Consider the following 17,408-nt stretch of genomic DNA (forward strand, 5'->3'; position numbering starts at 1 on the left):
CCTCAGCGGACGCCGAGCAGCTTCTGCACCATGCCCATGACACCGGTGAAACGCAGGCCGCCATCCCGCACGGCAAGAGCGTAGCAAACCTCATCCGCATCCGCGACAGGCTGATGTGTATCGTCGGGGCCCTTCATGCTGACATCACCAGGCCCGTAAGAGCCCCGCTCATCAGAGAAGCCGCCGGCAAGCACCATGGTAAACTCGTTCCCGCCATGCGAATGCCGCGGGATCCTGGAGCCGGCCGCAATCCGGTAAAGCTCCACATCCATGGAAGAGCCCACATCGAGCTTCAGCCGCTTCAGGCCCAGACCCAGCATCTGCCAGCCCTGCCGGCCTGCTGCATCGAGCGCCGCAGACCGCACAGGCTCCGGCAGGCTGAGCAGCTCGTTAATTGCATCACCGGCCGATTTTCCGGCAGCGCGCTGAACCTCAGCCGGAAACTCAAGGGCGTCGATCAGGGCGAGCGTGCGCTCCAGCGCGCCGTCGCTCATCCGGGCCGCAGGCGCCGCTTCAAGGAAGTTGCCAGCGATCATCTCACTGACAGCAACCGAGCTGCGCACATCGGCGCGCATCAGGCTCTGTGCCTCCAGCATCATGGCAAAGGCAGGATCGATACATCCTGCTGCATAGGCGCTGTAAAGTTCGCTGAAGGAGTTTTGCGGGGCAGCGGTCATTGGCGTCAGGGGATCTCTATTCCTTTCAGCAAACATTGTCCGGTTTGATATTTCGTCAAGGAAACACAGCCGGAGATTGCAGTTGCCGGGTCAGATACCGCCTTCCAGTTCTCCTTTCAGCCGCATGAATGCCAGCCGGATACGGGATTTGACCGTGCCCAGCGGTAGATTGAAAGCTCTGGCGATCTCCGAATGGGAGAGACCATCATAAAAGGCGGCCTGAACCAGGATCAGCTGATCCTGCGGCAGGCTGGCCAACCGATGGCGCACGGCGGCGTCCAGCTGCTCGCGGGATACCGTTTCATCTGGGGTCTGGATCTCCGGCGGCTGCAGCACCGGATCGTCTGCATTGAGTTCAGGGCGGCGCTGGCGCCGCTGGGCGTCGATCCGGCGGTTACGCGCAATTCTGAAAATCCACGTGGAAACGGAAGCCTGGTGGCGGTCATACATTCCCGCCTTCTGCCAGACGGTGATCATCACTTCCTGCGCCAGTTCCTCGGCTTCGGCGTCCCCTGCCCCAAGGCGCAGCATGAACGCCTTCACGCGCGGAGCATAGTAGCTGAACAGTTCGGAGAAGGCGTTGCGGCACCGGCGTTCGGCAATGGCAGCCATCTGGTCTGCATGCCGTTCCCGCATGACCGGGTCTGCTATGCGGACGGTATGGTCGAACACGCGCCGGGCCTTTCGGGGATACGAACGCGCATTGTCTGTCTTCAGAAACCGTAAGGCAACCATGGCGCTTGTAATTTCCCTGTTGTGCCCGCGTCAGGTGTTTTGCTTGAGATAGCCCCCGGTGTATGGGTCTGGGAGCGTCGGAGGTAATGTGTGAGTATTTTATCTAACATGCAACAGAAAACGACACGTATCGCGCGGCCTCTCGGTCTCGTGATTCTGATGGCCGCCTTTTCGGGGATCTCGGCGGCCGAGCCAAAAGCGCTCGGACGGTTCAAGGACTGGGCGGTGTTCACCGAGGAAAAAGGCGGTGATCTGATCTGCTATGCCGCCACCGAGGCCAGCTCCAAGGCCCCCTCTTCGGTCAAGCATGGTGATGTCTGGTACTATGTGACCAGCTGGAAGTCCGGCCAGGCCAGGAACCAGCCGAGCTTCCGCGTCACCTATGATCTCAAGGCCGATAAAGCCCCCAAGACCACCATCGGGCGGTCCTCATGGCAGATGTTTGTCGCCGGCCGCGAGAGTTTTGCGGACGATGCCGATGATCCGCGCATTGTCGACGCGCTGAAGAAAGGTTCCAGCCTGACCGTCACCGCCCAGTCGGCGCGCGGAACGAATGTTACGTACCGCTTCTCACTCAGCGGCTCTACCGATGCGATTGCCAAGGCCGAAGAAGCCTGCCGCTGACCGGCCAAACGAAAAGCGGCGGTCTCCCGAAGGAGACCGCCGCCTGACTGCTCAGTTTCCTGAACCTGCTGCGATTACTGGGTAACCGGGGTCAGGATGATCTCAACGCGGCGGTTCTGAGACCGGCCCGCTTCGGTCGAATTGTCAGCCACCGGATAGTCGATGCCCATGCCGATAGCCGACATACGGACAGACTGGACGCCCTGGTTGACGAGGTAGCTGCGCACAGCGTCAGCGCGCTGCTGCGACAGGCGCTGGTTGAAATCGCGGGCGCCTTCCGAGGAGGCGTGGCCACGGATGTCAACGGCGGTCGAGGGGTACTCGTTCAGCGTGGCCGCAACCTGGTTCAGCGTCTGGAAGAAGGCCGGCTGGATTTGAGCGCTGCCCTGCTGGAAAGAGATGCCCGAGGGCATGGTGAGGGCGATCTGGTCGCCCTGACGCTCGACTTCGATGCCGGTGCCCGCGGTCTGCTGACGCAGTTTTTCTTCCTGCTTGTCCATGTAGACGCCAACCGAGGCGCCGGCGATGGCGCCAACAGCGGCGCCGATGGCGGCGTTACGCTTGTCGTCACCGCCTGCCATCATCCCGGCGCCTGCACCGAGGATTGCGCCGGCGGCGCCCGTGGTAAGAACGCGCTGGCTCGGCCCGGTTTCGCAGGCATGAACGATCGGCAGCATCAGTGCAGCCGCGATAAGAACTGATTTCTTCATGAGAAGGACTCCCTGTGGATGAAGTTGCGTTACCGCCTGTGCCATGACCAATATGAACGCTGGCCAACTGGGCGGTGAATTTTCTATTTCCCCTCTGAAATGAAGGGATTTTCGAACTCTGGCGCGTTAAACTCTGTCCATGTTCGCGCCGTTTTCCTTATGCGCCTGCTCATGCTATAGGCCCGCCCATGACAATAACCCTCGACCTCAGCCGCCGTAATAACGCTGTGCCTGGCAAGAAACGCCTGACGGGCCTTTCAGTTCCCGCGCTCAAAGCGGAGCTGGAGGCCCTCGGCCTGGAACCCAAACCCGCCAGCATGCGCGCGCGCCAGCTGCGCCGCTGGATTCACCATTTCGGGGTGACCGACTTTGCGGTGATGACCGACATCGCCAAGGATCTGCGCGCGCAGCTTGCCGAGAAGTTCGAGATCGACCGGCCGGATATTGCCGATCATCAGGTGAGCCGCGATGGCACCCAGAAATGGTTGACCCGCTACGCCCCCGGCATTGAAGGCGAAAGCGTCTATATTCCGGATGTCGGAAAAGCGGGCGCGCTGTGCGTCTCCTCGCAGGTTGGCTGTACGCTGAACTGCACCTTCTGCCATACGGGCACACAAGCTCTGGTGCGCAACCTGACCGCGCAGGAAATCGTCCAGCAGGTCATCATCGCCCGCGATGCCCTCACCGAATGGCCCTCCTCCAATGAAGACCGCCGGCTGACGAATATCGTCTTCATGGGGATGGGCGAGCCGCTCTACAATCTCGACAATGTGGCCGAGGCGATCGACACGATTTCCGATGGCGATGGCATTTCCATCGGCCGGCGCCGGATCACGGTATCGACGGCAGGCGTTGCCCCGAAGATCCCGGAGCTTGGCGCACGCACCGGCGCGATGCTAGCTATCTCGCTGCATGCCACGAATGACGATCTGCGCAACGAACTCGTACCGCTGAACCGGAAATACGACATCAAGACACTGTTCGAAGCGATCCGCGCGTACCCGGACCTTGGCAATTCCAAGCGCGTCACGTTTGAATATGTCATGCTGAAGGGCGTCAACGACACGCTCGCAGAAGCACGCGATCTGGTGAAACTGCTGAAAGGCGTGCCTTCGAAGATTAACCTCATCCCGTTCAATCCCTGGCCAGGCTCGCCCTATGAGTGTTCGGACTGGGAGACGATTGAGGCGTTTGCTGAAGTGCTGAACCGCGCCGGTTATGCTTCCCCCATCCGCACACCGCGCGGCCGGGATATTCTGGCCGCTTGCGGGCAGCTGCGTTCGGAAAGCGTCAAGGTGCGCGCCAGCGAACTGCGCAAGCAGCGCCTGGAGGCCGAAGGCTCAAAAGCGCAGGGCTAGCGCCCGCTGCCTCAGCGATGCCTGTGGGCCAGACGGTCCCAGATGGCACCGGGGATATTGGAATAGTCGTCCGTCCACGCACGGCCCCCATCGCTTTCTAGAACACTCCACGCGCCGGTGGAATCGAGAGGCGCCAGCGCAAGATCATTTCGGGCAATGGCCACCACTGCGCTGGATTGAGCGCGATAGCCCGTTTCCCGTACGGTGTGATATTGCATGCGGGCGGGCACGCCGAGTTCGCCGGCGACGCGGCCAACCACCGTTTCGAGCGCCATGTAGCGGTTGGAAACGTGCAGCAGCAGGACGCCGTCTTCCTTCAGGCGGGACAGATAGAGCGCAATGGCTTCCCGCGTCATCAGATGGGCGGGCACGGAGTCTGATGAGAAGGCGTCGATCAGCAGAATGTCGAACGCGCCTTCCGGCTCTGATGCCAGGGTGAGCCGGCCATCGCCCAAAACAATGTCCGCATCAGGCGTACACTCAGAGAGGTATGTGAAACGGTCCGGATCGCTGGCGAGGCGGGCGACGATGGGGTCGATCTCATAGAAGGTGTAGTGCTGCCCCTCCCCGGCATAGCAGGCCACAGACCCCGCCCCCAGGCCCAGCGCGCCGACCCTGCCGGGGCGCGTATGGCCTGCAAAGACCTGGCCGATGGGTGTTTCCGGCGCATAATAGGTAGCCGGCCGCCAGGCTTCTTCACCAAGAGCCTGCGCGCCGTGCAGCGTGGTGCCATGCACCATGACGCGGTAGCCGTCCCGGTCGTGGATCTTCACTACGCCAAAAAATCCGCGCTCTGAATAAGCGCCAATCGTCGGGCTCGTCGCGGCGGCTATTGCCCAGATTGCAGCGGCGGCGCCGACGCTGGCAAGCCGGGAGCGGCGCACCGCGTAAAGCGCCACGAGCGCCAGGACCAGAAGCACGAAGAAGGATCGCTCCGGTTCCCGCGCCAGCGCCGGGACTTCGTACACATACTGCGCAATGATCGCCAGACCGCCAGTAACCGCCGCCACCACGATCATCCAGGTCGGCCCAAGCCAGTAGCGCTGGGGCATCAGCAGCAGCGCCGCCAACAGCATCAGCGGATATTCGGCGACCGTGGTGAAGATGACAGGCACGAGCAGCGCATTGAACGCGCCGCCCAGGACACCCCCCAGCGACATCAGAAGATAGAACTCGGTGAGGCGGCCAGTCTCCGGCCGGTCATTCGCCAGAAGGCCGTGGCAGGCAACGGCAGCGAAGAACAGGGCCATCAGATGGACGACGAAGCTGAGCAGTGTCGGTACACCCGACACCTTCGTCAGCACAAAGAGGGCAAGCCCCGCGCATACCGGCAGGATGGACATCGCGGCCGGCAAGCTGATCGGTGGCCGCTTGGCGAAGACGACGATGAAACTGCCGATATAGAGCATCAGCGGAGGCGCCCAGAGAAAGGGCGCGCTGGCCACATCCGTAGCGATATGCGTGGTCACGCCAACGAGAAGGCTGGAGGGAACAAAGGCCAGAACAAGCCACCAGAGGCGCTGGCGCCAGAGGTTCCGGACAGGCCCGGCGCTGGCTGCCGTATCGATTGCAGCAGCGGTTGGGGCCCCCTCGGCGGGCGCGCGCATTGTCAGCAGGCCGCAGCCGATCAGCAGCACCAGAAGCACGCCATACCCGGCCGACCAGGCCATCGCCTGCCCCGCCAGCGGCGCGAGCGGCTCCAGCAGCAACGGATAGGCCGCCAGCCCGAGGAGAGAGCCGGCATTGCTGGCGGCATAGAGATGGTAGGGATCGTGGGCATCGTCCCGGCCCGTGCGTGCATACCAGGCCTGGATCAGCGGCGCGGTCGCCGAAATGATCGCGAAGGGCGGCGCAATCGAAACGGCAAAGACACCGATCAGCCAGAGCGCCGGGCGCGCGGGCTCTGGAGCGCCAAAGAGGCCGGTCAGTTCAAACGGCAGAACAAGCGCGGCGACAACGAGCAGCGCGCCATGCACCATCACCTGCCGGGAAAGCGACTTCACCAGATGCGTCAGCAGGTGGGCGTAGGCATATCCCGCCAGTAGCGCGGCCTGGAAACATACCAGCGACACATTCCAGACATTCGGAGACCCGCCCAGCAGCGGCGTTGCCATGCGGGCAAACATCGGCTGGACGAGGAAGACCAGCGCCGCTGACAGAAACACGGTCACGACAAAGGGCAAGCCGGCAAATTTGTGCAGGAGGGGACCGGAGGGCGGCGCGTGGGCGGCGGAAGGCTGGTTCATCGGAGGACCCCTTTAACGCAAGACTATCAAAGGGGGGTAAAGGACAGCTTTCACAGCATAAACACTTGGCGCAGTTGCGAATCCACGGCCGATGATTAACCTGTAGGGGATGCGTTTGCCTCCCTTTCTCCTGGCCCTCTGCGGCGCGGTTCTTTCAGCCTGCGGCAGCGCGGAAGAAGGCCCCTGCAAGACGCAAACCTTTGAAAACCTTCCGTATCTTGTCTGCGAGTTTGATGCCTCGCAGGATACAATCCGGCTTTTCCTGCGGGATGAGACCGGCACGCCCTTCGGCCAGTTTGACCGGCTGGCCAATCACGTTGCCTCTCAGGGGGGCAACCTCGTCTTCGCCATGAATGCCGGCATGTATCATGACGACCGCCGGCCCGTCGGCCTCTATATCGAGGACGGCGAAGCGGAGATGGGTTTGGTACGCTCGGCGGGGCCAGGCAATTTCGGCATGCTGCCCAATGGGGTCTTCTGGATCGATAATGGCCGGGCGGGCGTTTCCGAAACCCTTGTCTTCGATGAGCGGTTCAAGGATGCCCCGCCGCGCTTTGCCACCCAATCCGGCCCGATGCTGGTGATTGATGGCGAGCTTCACCCCGCGCTCAACCCCGACGGCACCAGCCTGCGCCGCCGCAACGGCGTTGGCGTCAGCGCAGATGGCCGTCATGTCTATTTCGTCATCAGCGATGTTTCCGTGAACTTCCATTCTTTCGCCCGCCTCTTCCGGGACGAGCTTGGCACGCCCAACGCGCTCTATCTCGATGGGGCGGTCTCAAAAGTGTATGTGCCAGCACTGGAGCGCGTCGAGACCGGGCTGGACATGGGCCCCATCGTTGGCGTCATCCGGGAATGAAAACGCTGGCCCTCTCGCCGGAACGCCGCCAGCGCCTTGTCGATGAGCTCTGCAAGCTCCTGTCGCAGGATTTTGACATCGCGCTAAGCCCGTTCCAGGCGGGCGAACTGGTGGACCGGATGACCACGCTGATCGGTCCGGCAGTTTACAATGAAGCTGTGCAGGATGTGCGTCTGCATCTGCAGCGCCGTCTTGATGATCTCGATGGCGAGGTTTTCGTGGACGATCCCGCCTGACTGCTAAGTGTTCCTTACAGGTCCGATAAGCCGGTTGCGGATCTGCCGGGACGGCCATATCTGCCTCCCAGAACCCGCACCACGATTGGAAGAGCCCCGATGACGCGCACGCTTTACGGCCTGAAAAACTGCGACACTTGCAAGAAAGCGATCAAGGAACTCGAAGCCTCCGGGAAACCCGCCGAGTTCGTCGATATTCGCGCTGAGGCCGACCTCTCCTCCAAACTGCCGCGCTGGATTGCAGCGGTCGGCGAAAAACTCGTCAATCGCAGCTCCACCACCTGGCGCAGCCTGTCAGACGAGGACAAAGCGCGCGCCTCCGGCGTTACCCTCGAAGGCTTGCTCCTGGGTAACCCCACTCTGATCAAGCGGCCAGTGATCGAGACGGATAATGAGGTGCTTATAGGCTGGACTGCGGAAACCAAGGCAAAGCTCGGCTGACAAGAACAACGAGGGCAAAGCGCCCAAAATTTCGGCCAAACCGCGCGACGGATGATAAAGCCGCCATACGTTGAACACGGACTGGCTGCCGGAGACGTGTGATGCGCCCTTTGATCGCGACCCTGATTTTAAACTGCGTTCTGCTCGGAGGGGTGGCAGCCGCCGCGCCGGGCCCCTCCCCCAAAGCCGAAACCCTTTCGGTGAAGGCAGGCAAGGACCAACGCGAGTTCATTCTCTACACCCCGCAAGACACCCGCCGAGGTATGCCCGTTGTGCTGGTTTTCCATGGCGGCGGCGGGGGCGCAGAATGGATGGCGTCAAAATCCCGCAAGCTGACCCACACCTTCACCGAAGCAGGCTATGCGGTGGTCTATATGAACGGCTCCTCGCGCCGGAATGGCGAAATGCTGCGGACCTGGAACGCCGCCCATTGCTGCGCCTATGCCCAGCGCCAGAACATTGATGAAACCGCCTACATCAATACGGCGATAGACGCGCTCGACCGCAACATAGGAATAGACCGTGCACGGATTTTCCTCGTTGGCCATTCCAATGGCGCGATGCTGTCCTACCGGGTCGCCGGACAGATGAAAGACGCCCCCCGCGCCATTGCCCCTATCAGCGGCGCCATCTTTGCCGACCAGCCCGCCCTTCCCGCGCGCACGTCCATCTTCATGTATCATGCCAAGGATGACGAGGTGCTGAGCTATTCCGGCAACCCCGACGACAAGGCCGAACGCTGGCGCACGGCGCCGCATCTCGGCTTCGAGAAGGCAGAGGCAGAACTGGCCCGCCTCAAAGGGTGCGGCGTGCCGGCAATCGCCTCGCCAGCGCCGGGCCTTACCGAAACACGCCGCATCTGCGCCGGGGGATCAACACTGCTGGCCCTGAGCGCCGAGACGGGCGGACACGAATGGGCTTCCCGCGCTGCGGAGGGCTATCAAATCGAGCAGGCCATGCTCGCCTTCTTTGAAAGCCTCAACTAACCGCAGCGTCAGTTCTCGTCGCGCTCGCTGGCAATATCGGCGGCGATGTCCTCAACCGCCGCGTCTGTCGCTTCCACCACCTCATTAGCCGCCGCGCTCGCTTCGGTCGCCGCCGCGCCCATCATCCGGTCCATCCGCGCGCCGGCAGATTCGAAGGATCCATCCACCAGGCGGAAAATCACCATGATGGCGAAGAACAAGACCAGAATGGCCGTCACAACTGCATGAAACGCTTTCATTGGTGTCAGATGCCCCTGCTCAACCTATTGAATTAACCAATGCGCATCCGCGCCAAAGGTTCCCCGCCCCCCTTTCCCCGGCCGCTCTTCTCCCCTATGGTTCCGCCATCCGAGGGGCGCGCAAGGCAAGCGCTGAGATGGGGCCGATACCGCTCCAGCACCCTTTGAACCTGATCCGGGTCGCGCCGGCGTAGGAACGGAAACCGAGACGCTAAACGCTCCCGGGTCTTCACAGATGTTTGGAGACCCAGATGAACAAGCCCACCAAGCCCGGCGATTTCGACGCCCCCAAAGTGACGACCGGCGCCCTGCCCGCCAGCCGCAAGGTCTACACTCATCCCGCCCCCGGCCTTGCCGTGCCCCACCGCGAGATTGACCTTCATCCCTCCGCCAACGAACCGCCCGTCCGCGTCTATGACACCTCCGGCCCCTATTCCGACCCCGAGGCCATCATCGACGTTGAAAAGGGCCTCCCCCGCGCCCGGCGCGACTGGATTCTCGAGCGCGGCGGCGTGGAGGAATATGAAGGCCGCGATGTGAAGCCGGAGGACAATGGCGGCGCCACCGGCAAATATCTCGCCCGCGAATTCCCCGTAAAGCACAAGCCCCTGCGCGGCCTGCCCGGACAGATGGTCACGCAATATGAATTCGCCCGCGCCGGCATCATCACCAAGGAGATGATCTATGTGGCCGAGCGGGAAAATCTCGGCCGGCAGCAAGCCCTCGAAAACGCCCGCGCGCAGATCGACCAGGGCAATTCCTTCGGCGCGGAGATCCCCGAATTCATCACGCCGGAATTCGTCCGCTCAGAGATCGCCCGTGGCCGCGCGATCATCCCCTCCAATATCAACCATGCCGAGCTCGAGCCCCAGATCATCGGGCGCAACTTCCTTGTGAAGATCAACGCCAATATCGGCAACTCCGCCGTCGCCTCCTCCATCGAGGAAGAGGTTGAGAAAATGGTCTGGGCGACCCGCTGGGGCGCCGACAATGTGATGGACCTCTCCACGGGCCGCAACATTCACAACACCCGCGAATGGATCATCCGCAACAGCCCCGTTCCGATCGGCACCGTGCCGATCTATCAGGCGCTGGAAAAAGTGAACGGCGTCGCCGAAGACCTCACCTGGGACGTCTACCGCGACACGCTGATCGAACAGTGTGAACAGGGCGTCGACTATTTCACCATCCATGCCGGCGTGCGCCTTGCCTATATCCACCTCACCGCCAAGCGCGTCTGCGGCATCGTTTCGCGCGGCGGCTCGATCATGGCGAAATGGATGCTCGCCCATCACAAGGAGAGCTTCCTCTACACTCATTTCGAGGAAATCTGCGACATCATGCGCGCCTATGATGTCTCCTTCTCATTGGGAGATGGCCTGCGCCCCGGCGCAATTGCAGACGCGAACGACGCCGCGCAGTTTGCAGAGCTGGAAACCCTTGGGTCACTGACGAAGATTGCGTGGGCGAAGGGCTGCCAGGTGATGATCGAAGGGCCTGGCCATGTGCCGATGCACAAGATCAAGGTGAACATGGACAAGCAGCTCAAAGCCTGCGGCGAAGCCCCCTTCTACACGCTCGGGCCGCTCGTCACCGACATTGCGCCCGGCTATGACCACATCACCTCCGGTATCGGCGCGGCGATGATCGGCTGGTTTGGGACGTCCATGCTCTGCTATGTGACGCCCAAGGAACATCTCGGCCTGCCCGACCGGAATGATGTGAAGGTCGGCGTGATCACCTACCGCATCGCCGCCCATGCGGCCGACCTCGCCAAGGGCCACCCGGCGGCGCAGCTGCGCGACGATGCCCTCTCCCGCGCCCGGTTCGAATTCCGCTGGGAAGACCAGTTCAACCTGGCGCTGGACCCTGAAACCGCGCGGGACTTCCACGACCAGACCCTGCCGAAAGACGCCCACAAGGTCGCCCACTTCTGCTCCATGTGCGGCCCGAAATTCTGCAGCATGAAGATCACCGCCGAAGTCCGCGACTACGCCGCCGGAATGTCCGAGAACGAACGTCTGGATTTGGAGCGGCAAGCCGCCGAAGCCCGCAAGGGCATGGAGGAAAAGAGCCGCGAGTTCATGGAGAAAGGCGGGGAGATTTATGTGGAGCGATAATGGTCACTTTTGCCGTTTATTTTTATCTGGCAGCAGGCTATATTAAATAGTCTGGAAAAAACTCAACAATAATACGCCTAAGCGTTACCAAGCTACTCGAATTCACACCTCTAGAGACTTTGACAATGTCCGAAGATTTGCAATCAAGGTACTTCGAACTGTCCTCAATCAACGAGTGATCATTTCGCTCGGAAAAGACAATTGCCTTATAGATCTTTGGGTAAATCAGAGCTTCGCCTAGCGAAACGGAGCAATCAAATTTGACCCTGCCAACTCCAAACTCGTAGTCGTCCGGAGCTCGTGTGAATGCCAACCACTTGTTCTGAAGTTTTGCTTTTCGGCTCGACGCTCGATTCCCGTTGCCGTGTGGACGACTAACTCTCTGGAGATACATTCCAGAGCTTAAAAACAAGGGTGCTTCGCGCGCGGAGTCCATAGCATCCCTAATCCAAATCGCTGAATCGAAGATTCGGCCTAGTGCGCCACAAATAGCCTTTGATCTGGTTTCCATTTCGTTTAATCAACACTAGTGCAGCGCGACTAGGTCGATCTGGCGCTTCGAAGTAAATGTCGCAGCCAGCCAACGGACGATTGTGAAGATCGTTGGGATCGCGTCCAGATTGGATATGAAGATAAACACCTCGCATTGCATCGTGAAAGCAATTGCGCTCCTCGACACTGAATTTGTTCAACTTTTCTGCAACAGAACTCAAAACCTCGGTTTGCAGAACCTTGGCTTCATATTCAGTTTGGATGGCAAAAGGTATATTGGACGCCGCGAAGTTCAACTCAATCATTCCTTATGAATACCGTCTGCGGCCTTAACCAAGGCTTCCTGAAGCGCTTCGCCATGCGCTAGCAAATCGGACACCGTAGACGGATTTGCAAGTCTTGTGGTTAGTGCAAATTGGTCAAAGCGCAATTCGGACAACAACGCAAGTTTTGTTTCCAAATCTGCAAGCTCCGGTTGTTCCAAAAACTTAACATGGATGCCTGAGATTTGCATAATCTCTGGAATATCAATGCGATATCGAGCCAAGACGCTTTCCAACGCAGCAGCTACGATTGGCAAGTCGGAATTCGGGCTAGCGCCAAAACGAATTAACTCTGTTTCGAGTTGCCTACCAAAGTCTCTGCATCTTTGACCAATACGGCGTTGGGAGTATCCTAGTGTGGCTAGGAAAGCGTCTCTTTCTTTGCTGGCAGCGTTGGCGGCAGAAAGTGACTGCCTGCGCCGCTCAGCAAACCAAAGTGCGACGGCAATTACCCCAGGAATACTTCCGCCCACGAATGCGGCAAATGGATTTACCCACCAGTGTGGATCTCGCTGAATGCTTGCCAACGGCTCAGCGACTTCTGCCGTAAGGCTGAGTAACGACATCGATCGCTCACTTCAATCCAAGATAAAAAATTACTTTCAGTTTAGAGTTTGTTTAGGCGCACGCAAGGGTTAATCACTGCTTGCCAACATTCGAAGGGCATCAATTTCCGACTGAGTGCAATTTTCTTACCTTCCTATTCGCGATAGATGCGTTTCGCGCTCGTCTTTGGACGACAATTATGAGAGCATTTTCGACCAACCTCCTAAGGACTGCCGGAGTTAATTGACTTTATGCGGCTTGCCGCGCGTGCGCGTCCTGTCCCCATAACCCCATTCGCGCGCCTCGCCTTGATGCATTCAAAGCTCCCGGCACGGAAGGCGCGGCAGGCTTCGGGGCGGTCTTCGTAGACGCTGCAGGCGGCTTTGCCGTTTGAGAGGTCAAGGTGGATGCAGTGGCCGCAGTCGAAGCGCACGAAGGTGCGCCCCTCTTCTGTGAAGAGACTTTCCGGTGGCAGGGAACGGGCGGCGTCCCAGGGGAGGAGTTCGAGATAGCGGGGGTTCCGGCTGAAACAGCAGGCGCCGCAGGACACACAGTCAAACGACACATCGGGCATGGGATTGCGAAAGAAGGCTCCACCGCCCGGCCCGCGCCTCTCGCAGCTCCCGGCAGCGCGGCGCGATTTACGCCAACACATTTTCCCATGCAAGAGGGGCCGCCCCTTCCGGAACGGCCCCTCATAAATGGCTGCTTATCGCCTGCCTCAGCTGCCGAATTCGGCCCGCAGCTTGGCCAGCGTCGCCTCGTCAGTTTCGGCCAGCTGAATAATCTCCGTATACCGCTTGAGCGTGATGCCTTCTGTCTGAATGGCGGCGGTGATCTGCTGCTCGGCCTTGGCCTGAACGGCGGCGGCCTCATCCTCGCTCTTGGCGGCCTGCAGCTCCAGCGTCATCTTGTTGGCCACTTCAGTCACCTTCTTGTTGGCGGCCACGAACTGGGTGGCTTCAGCGTCCGTCATCGGCGCGATGGCAACGGGCGCCGCCTCGGTGCCCTGCGCAATCGCCGCGCCCCCGCCCATGGCGGCCAGCGCCAGCATTGCCGAAACAGTGCGTGCCCGGAATTTCTGTAGAGCCATGATACGTTCTCCTCTCAGGTCTCTCCAAATGTCTGGCGTCAGCCAAACAAAAGCGGGCCATCGGCTCAACCCCTGAGGCGCCTTTCTGAGGGGATTGTAATATAATGCTTTGTCATGACATTCTGGACACGAACGCGCATCCTGAAGCGGCCACAACAGAACAGGCTTAGACCGCCGGCACCTGCGCGCTGAGCCGCCCGCCCATGCGGATCGGCTCCACGCGCAGGGCGAGGCCCGTACGATGATCCGTTTCCACAAAGGTTCCGCACAGCGTGCCCTCGCCGAGGGCTGGCTGGTACCGCTCTCCGGGCAGCTGGGTGGTGAACCGGTAAATCGACATTTCCTTCTGCATACCGATCACCGAATCATAATCCCCGCACATGCCGGCGTCCGTGTGATAGGCCGTGCCGCCATTGAGGATCATCGTGTCGGCGGTGGGCACATGCGTATGGCTGCCCACCACAAGGCTCGCGCGGCCATCGCAATGATGGCCCATGGCCATTTTCTCGCTGGTCGCCTCGCAATGCATGTCCACGATCACGGCATCGGCCACCGCGCCCAGCGGCATCTGGTCGAGCGCCGCATCCGCCGCCGCAAACGGGCAGGCCAGCGCCTGGCGCATGAAGACATTGCCCTGAAGCTGTACCACGCCCACCCGGCGCCCATCCGGCAGCATATAAAGCTCTGCCCCCTTCCCCGGCGCGCCAGCGCCCACGGGATAGTTCAGTGGGCGGAGCAGGCGGGGCTCGCGCTCGATATAGGTGAGCGCTTCGCGCTGGTCCCAGGCATGGTCGCCCAGCGTCAGGCAGTCGGCGCCCGCGCCGAAGAACTCCTCCGCAATCTGACGTGTGAGCCCGAAGCCACCGGCGGCATTCTCGCCATTGACCACGACAAAATCGAGCCGCAGCCGCGCGCGCAGGCCCGGCAGGTGCTCCAGCACCGCCGCCCGGCCGGGCTTGCCAACTACATCTCCAAAAAACGCCAGTCTCATGCGCTCAAGCCTATGACTCCATTGTCCCTCAAAGAAAAGGGCGCGGCAGCCTTCCAGCCCCGCGCCCTTTCCGGTTTTGCCTCAGCCAGCAATCGCTTATTTGTTGCCAGCGGAGAAGCCGAGCTTCGCCTTGTCCAGCTTCTTGGCGGGGTCAGACGGGTTGGAAGCTGCGTCAACGAAGGTCTGCGCCGTCACCGGCGTTTGCGGCGCCATGCTGATCGTCAGGGTCTTGGGATCCTGAACGAAGCTGGAGATCGCTGTTGCCAGTTCGGTAACGACGGCCACATCGATGCCGGTGCTGCCGGCCATCATCGGCGCCATGGCCATCACGCCCGAAATCTGCGCGCGCAGATTGGCCGGGTCTTCGCCCGACTGGGCAGCGTAGGCATTGAGGGCGCGGTTGAAGAAGCCTTTGTCGGCGAACGAGATTTCAAACTGGTGGAAGGCCAGCTTGCTCATCATCGCTTCCATCATCGCGTCCGGATTGGCCTCTAGCTGAGCGGCCGACGAGGCAGCAGCAAGTGCCTTGGAGCCTTCATACTTGGCCGAAACGTCCAGCTTGAAGCCATCATTAAGCTGCCAGTAGTTCTTGCCCTTCGGCAGGGTCACGACGTCCGCGTCCGGATCATACAGCTGCTCGCCGGCGCCGCTCAGCGTCAGCGTCTCATAGCCCAGCGTCGCCAGCGCGCCGGCAAACTGCTCCCCATCGGGATTATCGCGAGCAGCCACTGTCAGCGTGAACGGGTCGGTGGTGATCTTGGTCGCGCGGCCCTGGCCATCGCGGCCAACATAGGAATTGAACGAGGCCATATCGATGCTGGCGCCGACAATGTCTGCCTTCAGGCCCTTCATCAGCGCTGCGTCAAAGCCCGGATTGCCCGGGTCTGCCTGCATCGCCTCGGTCATGGCAGCCGGATCGGCCGAGCTGTTGGCGGCCGCGGCGATCAGGCCGTAGTCGAGACCGGCAAGACCAAAGCCGTCCAGCGTGATGTTCACGTCTCCGGAGGTTTCTTCGCTGAACTGGAAGTTCAGCTTCGACAGGCCAAGCTTGCCGGCCTTCTCTTCCTTCAGCCCGTCGATATAGAACGAGGCCAGCTCAAAGCCGCCCGTCCCGCTTGCGTCAACGATATCGAGGTCAACATCCTTGATTGCCCAACGGTCAAAAGACAGCGCGGCGCCTTCGGGAAGATCGGCCGGCTCGCCCTGCCCGAACAGGCTGGCGACCCAGGCGGCCGTTTCCGGCGACGGGTTGATCAGTTCGATGGTGCCTACCGTGCCCCGGCTTTGATCCTCAGAGCCTTCAACCGGGGTCACGGAAATGTCCGACAGTCGCATCAGCGAGAAGTTTGCCGCGCCATTGATCATGCCGAGGCCATCAAATTCCAGCTTGGCAGCCTTCACCACCGGCGGCGGGCCGGCCGGCTCGGTTGCGTTCATGCTGGCGCTGTACTCCTCCAGCGTCATTTCCGAGCCATCATCGGCAATGCCGTCGCCGTCATAATCCATATAGGAGAAGAGCTCAGCGATCTCTTCTTCGGTATAGAGCGGATCGCTTGAACCCGCGTCCCGGGGGATGGACAGGATCACATTGGTGAAGACCGCCTTGTCGCCATTGATATCCCGGCTATCGAAAGTCAGAATTCCGGATCCGGACTCAGCCAGAGAGAAAGCTGCCAGCGCCTGGGAGGCGGTAGCTGCATCTCCTTTCCGAAGCGAGACATCCGAAAGTTTAGACACATCAAATTCAACTGCCGCGAGAGCAGCCTCACCACTCGGCTTGTCTTTCTGCCCACATGCCGTAAGCAAAGTTATAGCGATCACGCCGGTGAGCAGATACTTCATAAGATGTCCCTCTGGTTTCGGTTTGGGGGGTGCGGTGTGGCCGCTGTGTTTAGTGCGGATTCTTTACACATGCTCTACAACAATGGCCAGACCATGACATTGAAGGCACCCGGCGGACAGCGGGTGAAAGTACGCCTTGAGGTCAATGCCAAGGCCAGGCGGCTGATTATCCGGCTCGACGAGCGCCGCCGGGAAGCTGTGGCGATTGCGCCAAGTCCACGGCAGATGGAAGCCGCCGCCGCTTTCGCGGCTGAGCGCGTGGACTGGATTTCCTCAAGACTTCAGCATCTTCCAGAAATTGTGCGGTTCGAGGAGGGCGCAATTTTCAACTATAAGGGGCATCCCTGCCAGATTTCAGGTGAGGGCGGAGGCCGGCTGGCCAAGCTTTCTGCAGGCGAGCCAAAAATCCTTTCTGTTCCGGGGGATGCCGAAACCATCCACATGCGGGTGGAGCGGTTCCTGAAGAAGCAGGCGCGCGCCGAACTGACACGCGCCGTCAAGCGCCACACAGAGACCCTCGGCGTTGAATATAAAGGAATTTCAGTAAAGGACACGCGCTCCCGCTGGGGATCGTGCACCTCTGATGGACAGCTTTCCTTCTCCTGGCGCCTGATCATGGCCCCGCCGGAAGTCCTCGATTACGTGGCCGCCCACGAATGTGCGCACCTGAAAGAGATGAACCATTCGAACAAATTCTGGTCTCTGGTGGCAAAATGCTGCCCCGACTGGAAGCGCCACAGATCCTGGCTGCGCGTTCATGGGGCAGAACTTCAGGCCGCTGGTGAATAATCCGTGTCAAGACGGATTTTCTGCACAAACCGGAAATAAATTTTCTCCCCAAGAGGGAGAATACCGATTCCATACCGAAGCCCGCCCCGGACACTCTGAGC

Annotated in this window: 19 protein-coding genes and 1 riboswitch; of the genes, 8 read left to right on the forward strand and 11 right to left on the reverse strand. The window is 60.6% G+C overall.

Annotation, left to right across the window (positions count from 1 at the left end; genetic code table 11):
- Positions 1–2: 2 nt before the first annotated feature.
- On the reverse strand, positions 3–677 hold the full coding sequence (locus tag ACQKI2_RS11465) for a ChrR family anti-sigma-E factor (protein WP_427379804.1): 675 nt from the start codon (positions 675–677) through the stop codon (positions 3–5).
- A gap of 90 nt (positions 678–767) precedes the next feature.
- The gene (locus ACQKI2_RS11470) at positions 768–1,412 is read right to left on the reverse strand and encodes a sigma-70 family RNA polymerase sigma factor (protein ID WP_427379805.1); all 645 of its coding nucleotides are present in this window, start codon (positions 1,410–1,412) and stop codon (positions 768–770) included.
- A gap of 108 nt (positions 1,413–1,520) precedes the next feature.
- Between ACQKI2_RS11470 and ACQKI2_RS11475 the strand changes: the two genes are divergently transcribed.
- Positions 1,521–2,036: an invasion associated locus B family protein gene (locus ACQKI2_RS11475; protein ID WP_427379806.1), complete on the forward strand. Its 516-nt coding sequence runs from the start codon at positions 1,521–1,523 to the stop codon at positions 2,034–2,036.
- 74 nt (positions 2,037–2,110) lie between these two features.
- Here ACQKI2_RS11475 and ACQKI2_RS11480 read toward each other — a convergent pair whose 3' ends face one another.
- Entirely contained in the window at positions 2,111–2,746 is a 636-nt protein-coding gene (locus ACQKI2_RS11480) for an OmpA family protein (RefSeq protein WP_427379807.1), read from the reverse strand.
- 188 nt (positions 2,747–2,934) lie between these two features.
- On the opposite strand from ACQKI2_RS11480, the gene rlmN reads away from it, so the two are divergent.
- Positions 2,935–4,104 (forward strand): 23S rRNA (adenine(2503)-C(2))-methyltransferase RlmN, encoded by a 1,170-nt coding sequence (rlmN, locus tag ACQKI2_RS11485; RefSeq protein WP_427379808.1) that lies wholly within the window; start codon positions 2,935–2,937, stop codon positions 4,102–4,104.
- Positions 4,105–4,115: 11 nt separating this feature from the next.
- Here rlmN and ACQKI2_RS11490 read toward each other — a convergent pair whose 3' ends face one another.
- A complete protein-coding gene (locus ACQKI2_RS11490) occupies positions 4,116–6,350 on the reverse strand; it encodes a spermidine synthase (protein WP_427379809.1) in 2,235 nt (744 codons plus the stop codon).
- Between the two features lie 109 nt (positions 6,351–6,459).
- On the opposite strand from ACQKI2_RS11490, the gene ACQKI2_RS11495 reads away from it, so the two are divergent.
- The 4 genes from ACQKI2_RS11495 to ACQKI2_RS11510 all read left to right on the forward strand — a co-directional run bounded on the left by ACQKI2_RS11495 (position 6,460) and on the right by ACQKI2_RS11510 (position 8,872).
- Positions 6,460–7,209, forward strand: coding sequence for a phosphodiester glycosidase family protein (locus ACQKI2_RS11495; RefSeq protein ID WP_427379810.1), 750 nt, complete (start codon positions 6,460–6,462; stop codon positions 7,207–7,209).
- Positions 7,206–7,445 carry a DUF2164 domain-containing protein gene (locus tag ACQKI2_RS11500; protein ID WP_427379811.1) on the forward strand — a complete coding sequence of 80 codons (240 nt, stop codon included), beginning with the start codon at positions 7,206–7,208 and terminating at the stop codon, positions 7,443–7,445. The genes ACQKI2_RS11495 and ACQKI2_RS11500 overlap by 4 nt, the downstream gene beginning before the upstream one ends.
- Positions 7,446–7,544: 99 nt before the next feature.
- Complete coding sequence (locus tag ACQKI2_RS11505; RefSeq protein ID WP_427379812.1) at positions 7,545–7,886, forward strand: ArsC/Spx/MgsR family protein; 342 nt, start codon at positions 7,545–7,547, stop codon at positions 7,884–7,886.
- A 101-nt stretch (positions 7,887–7,987) separates the two neighbouring features.
- On the forward strand, positions 7,988–8,872 hold the full coding sequence (locus ACQKI2_RS11510; protein WP_427379813.1) for an alpha/beta hydrolase family esterase: 885 nt from the start codon (positions 7,988–7,990) through the stop codon (positions 8,870–8,872).
- Between the two features lie 8 nt (positions 8,873–8,880).
- Here ACQKI2_RS11510 and ACQKI2_RS11515 read toward each other — a convergent pair whose 3' ends face one another.
- Positions 8,881–9,111 (reverse strand): hypothetical protein, encoded by a 231-nt coding sequence (locus tag ACQKI2_RS11515; protein WP_427379814.1) that lies wholly within the window; start codon positions 9,109–9,111, stop codon positions 8,881–8,883.
- A 102-nt stretch (positions 9,112–9,213) separates the two neighbouring features.
- A riboswitch (TPP riboswitch) is annotated at positions 9,214–9,325 on the forward strand.
- 37 nt (positions 9,326–9,362) lie between these two features.
- Here ACQKI2_RS11515 and thiC point away from each other — a divergent pair.
- Entirely contained in the window at positions 9,363–11,231 is a 1,869-nt protein-coding gene (thiC, locus tag ACQKI2_RS11520) for a phosphomethylpyrimidine synthase ThiC (protein ID WP_427379815.1), read from the forward strand.
- A gap of 443 nt (positions 11,232–11,674) precedes the next feature.
- Here thiC and ACQKI2_RS11525 read toward each other — a convergent pair whose 3' ends face one another.
- The 6 genes from ACQKI2_RS11525 to ACQKI2_RS11550 form a co-directional block, all read right to left on the reverse strand.
- Positions 11,675–12,028, reverse strand: coding sequence for a hypothetical protein (locus ACQKI2_RS11525; RefSeq protein WP_427379816.1), 354 nt, complete (start codon positions 12,026–12,028; stop codon positions 11,675–11,677).
- Positions 12,025–12,612 (reverse strand): hypothetical protein, encoded by a 588-nt coding sequence (locus ACQKI2_RS11530; protein ID WP_427379817.1) that lies wholly within the window; start codon positions 12,610–12,612, stop codon positions 12,025–12,027. Before ACQKI2_RS11530 ends, ACQKI2_RS11525 begins: the two co-directional genes overlap by 4 nt.
- A 203-nt stretch (positions 12,613–12,815) precedes the next feature.
- Complete coding sequence (locus tag ACQKI2_RS11535) at positions 12,816–13,247, reverse strand: YkgJ family cysteine cluster protein (RefSeq protein WP_427379818.1); 432 nt, start codon at positions 13,245–13,247, stop codon at positions 12,816–12,818.
- Between the two features lie 66 nt (positions 13,248–13,313).
- Positions 13,314–13,685, reverse strand: a complete 372-nt coding sequence (locus ACQKI2_RS11540) for a DUF4168 domain-containing protein (RefSeq protein ID WP_427379819.1) — start codon at positions 13,683–13,685, stop codon at positions 13,314–13,316.
- Between the two features lie 166 nt (positions 13,686–13,851).
- Positions 13,852–14,676 (reverse strand): TIGR00282 family metallophosphoesterase, encoded by an 825-nt coding sequence (locus ACQKI2_RS11545; RefSeq protein ID WP_427379820.1) that lies wholly within the window; start codon positions 14,674–14,676, stop codon positions 13,852–13,854.
- Between the two features lie 96 nt (positions 14,677–14,772).
- Positions 14,773–16,518, reverse strand: a complete 1,746-nt coding sequence (locus ACQKI2_RS11550) for a hypothetical protein (RefSeq protein WP_427379821.1) — start codon at positions 16,516–16,518, stop codon at positions 14,773–14,775.
- 69 nt (positions 16,519–16,587) lie between these two features.
- Here ACQKI2_RS11550 and ACQKI2_RS11555 point away from each other — a divergent pair, with 69 nt between their 5' ends.
- Positions 16,588–17,307 carry a M48 family metallopeptidase gene (locus ACQKI2_RS11555; RefSeq protein ID WP_427379822.1) on the forward strand — a complete coding sequence of 240 codons (720 nt, stop codon included), beginning with the start codon at positions 16,588–16,590 and terminating at the stop codon, positions 17,305–17,307.
- Positions 17,308–17,408: the final 101 nt, after the last annotated feature.

The organism is Hyphomonas sp. NPDC076881 (assembly GCF_050269995.1).
In the GTDB taxonomy this organism is placed as follows: domain Bacteria; phylum Pseudomonadota; class Alphaproteobacteria; order Caulobacterales; family Hyphomonadaceae; genus Hyphomonas.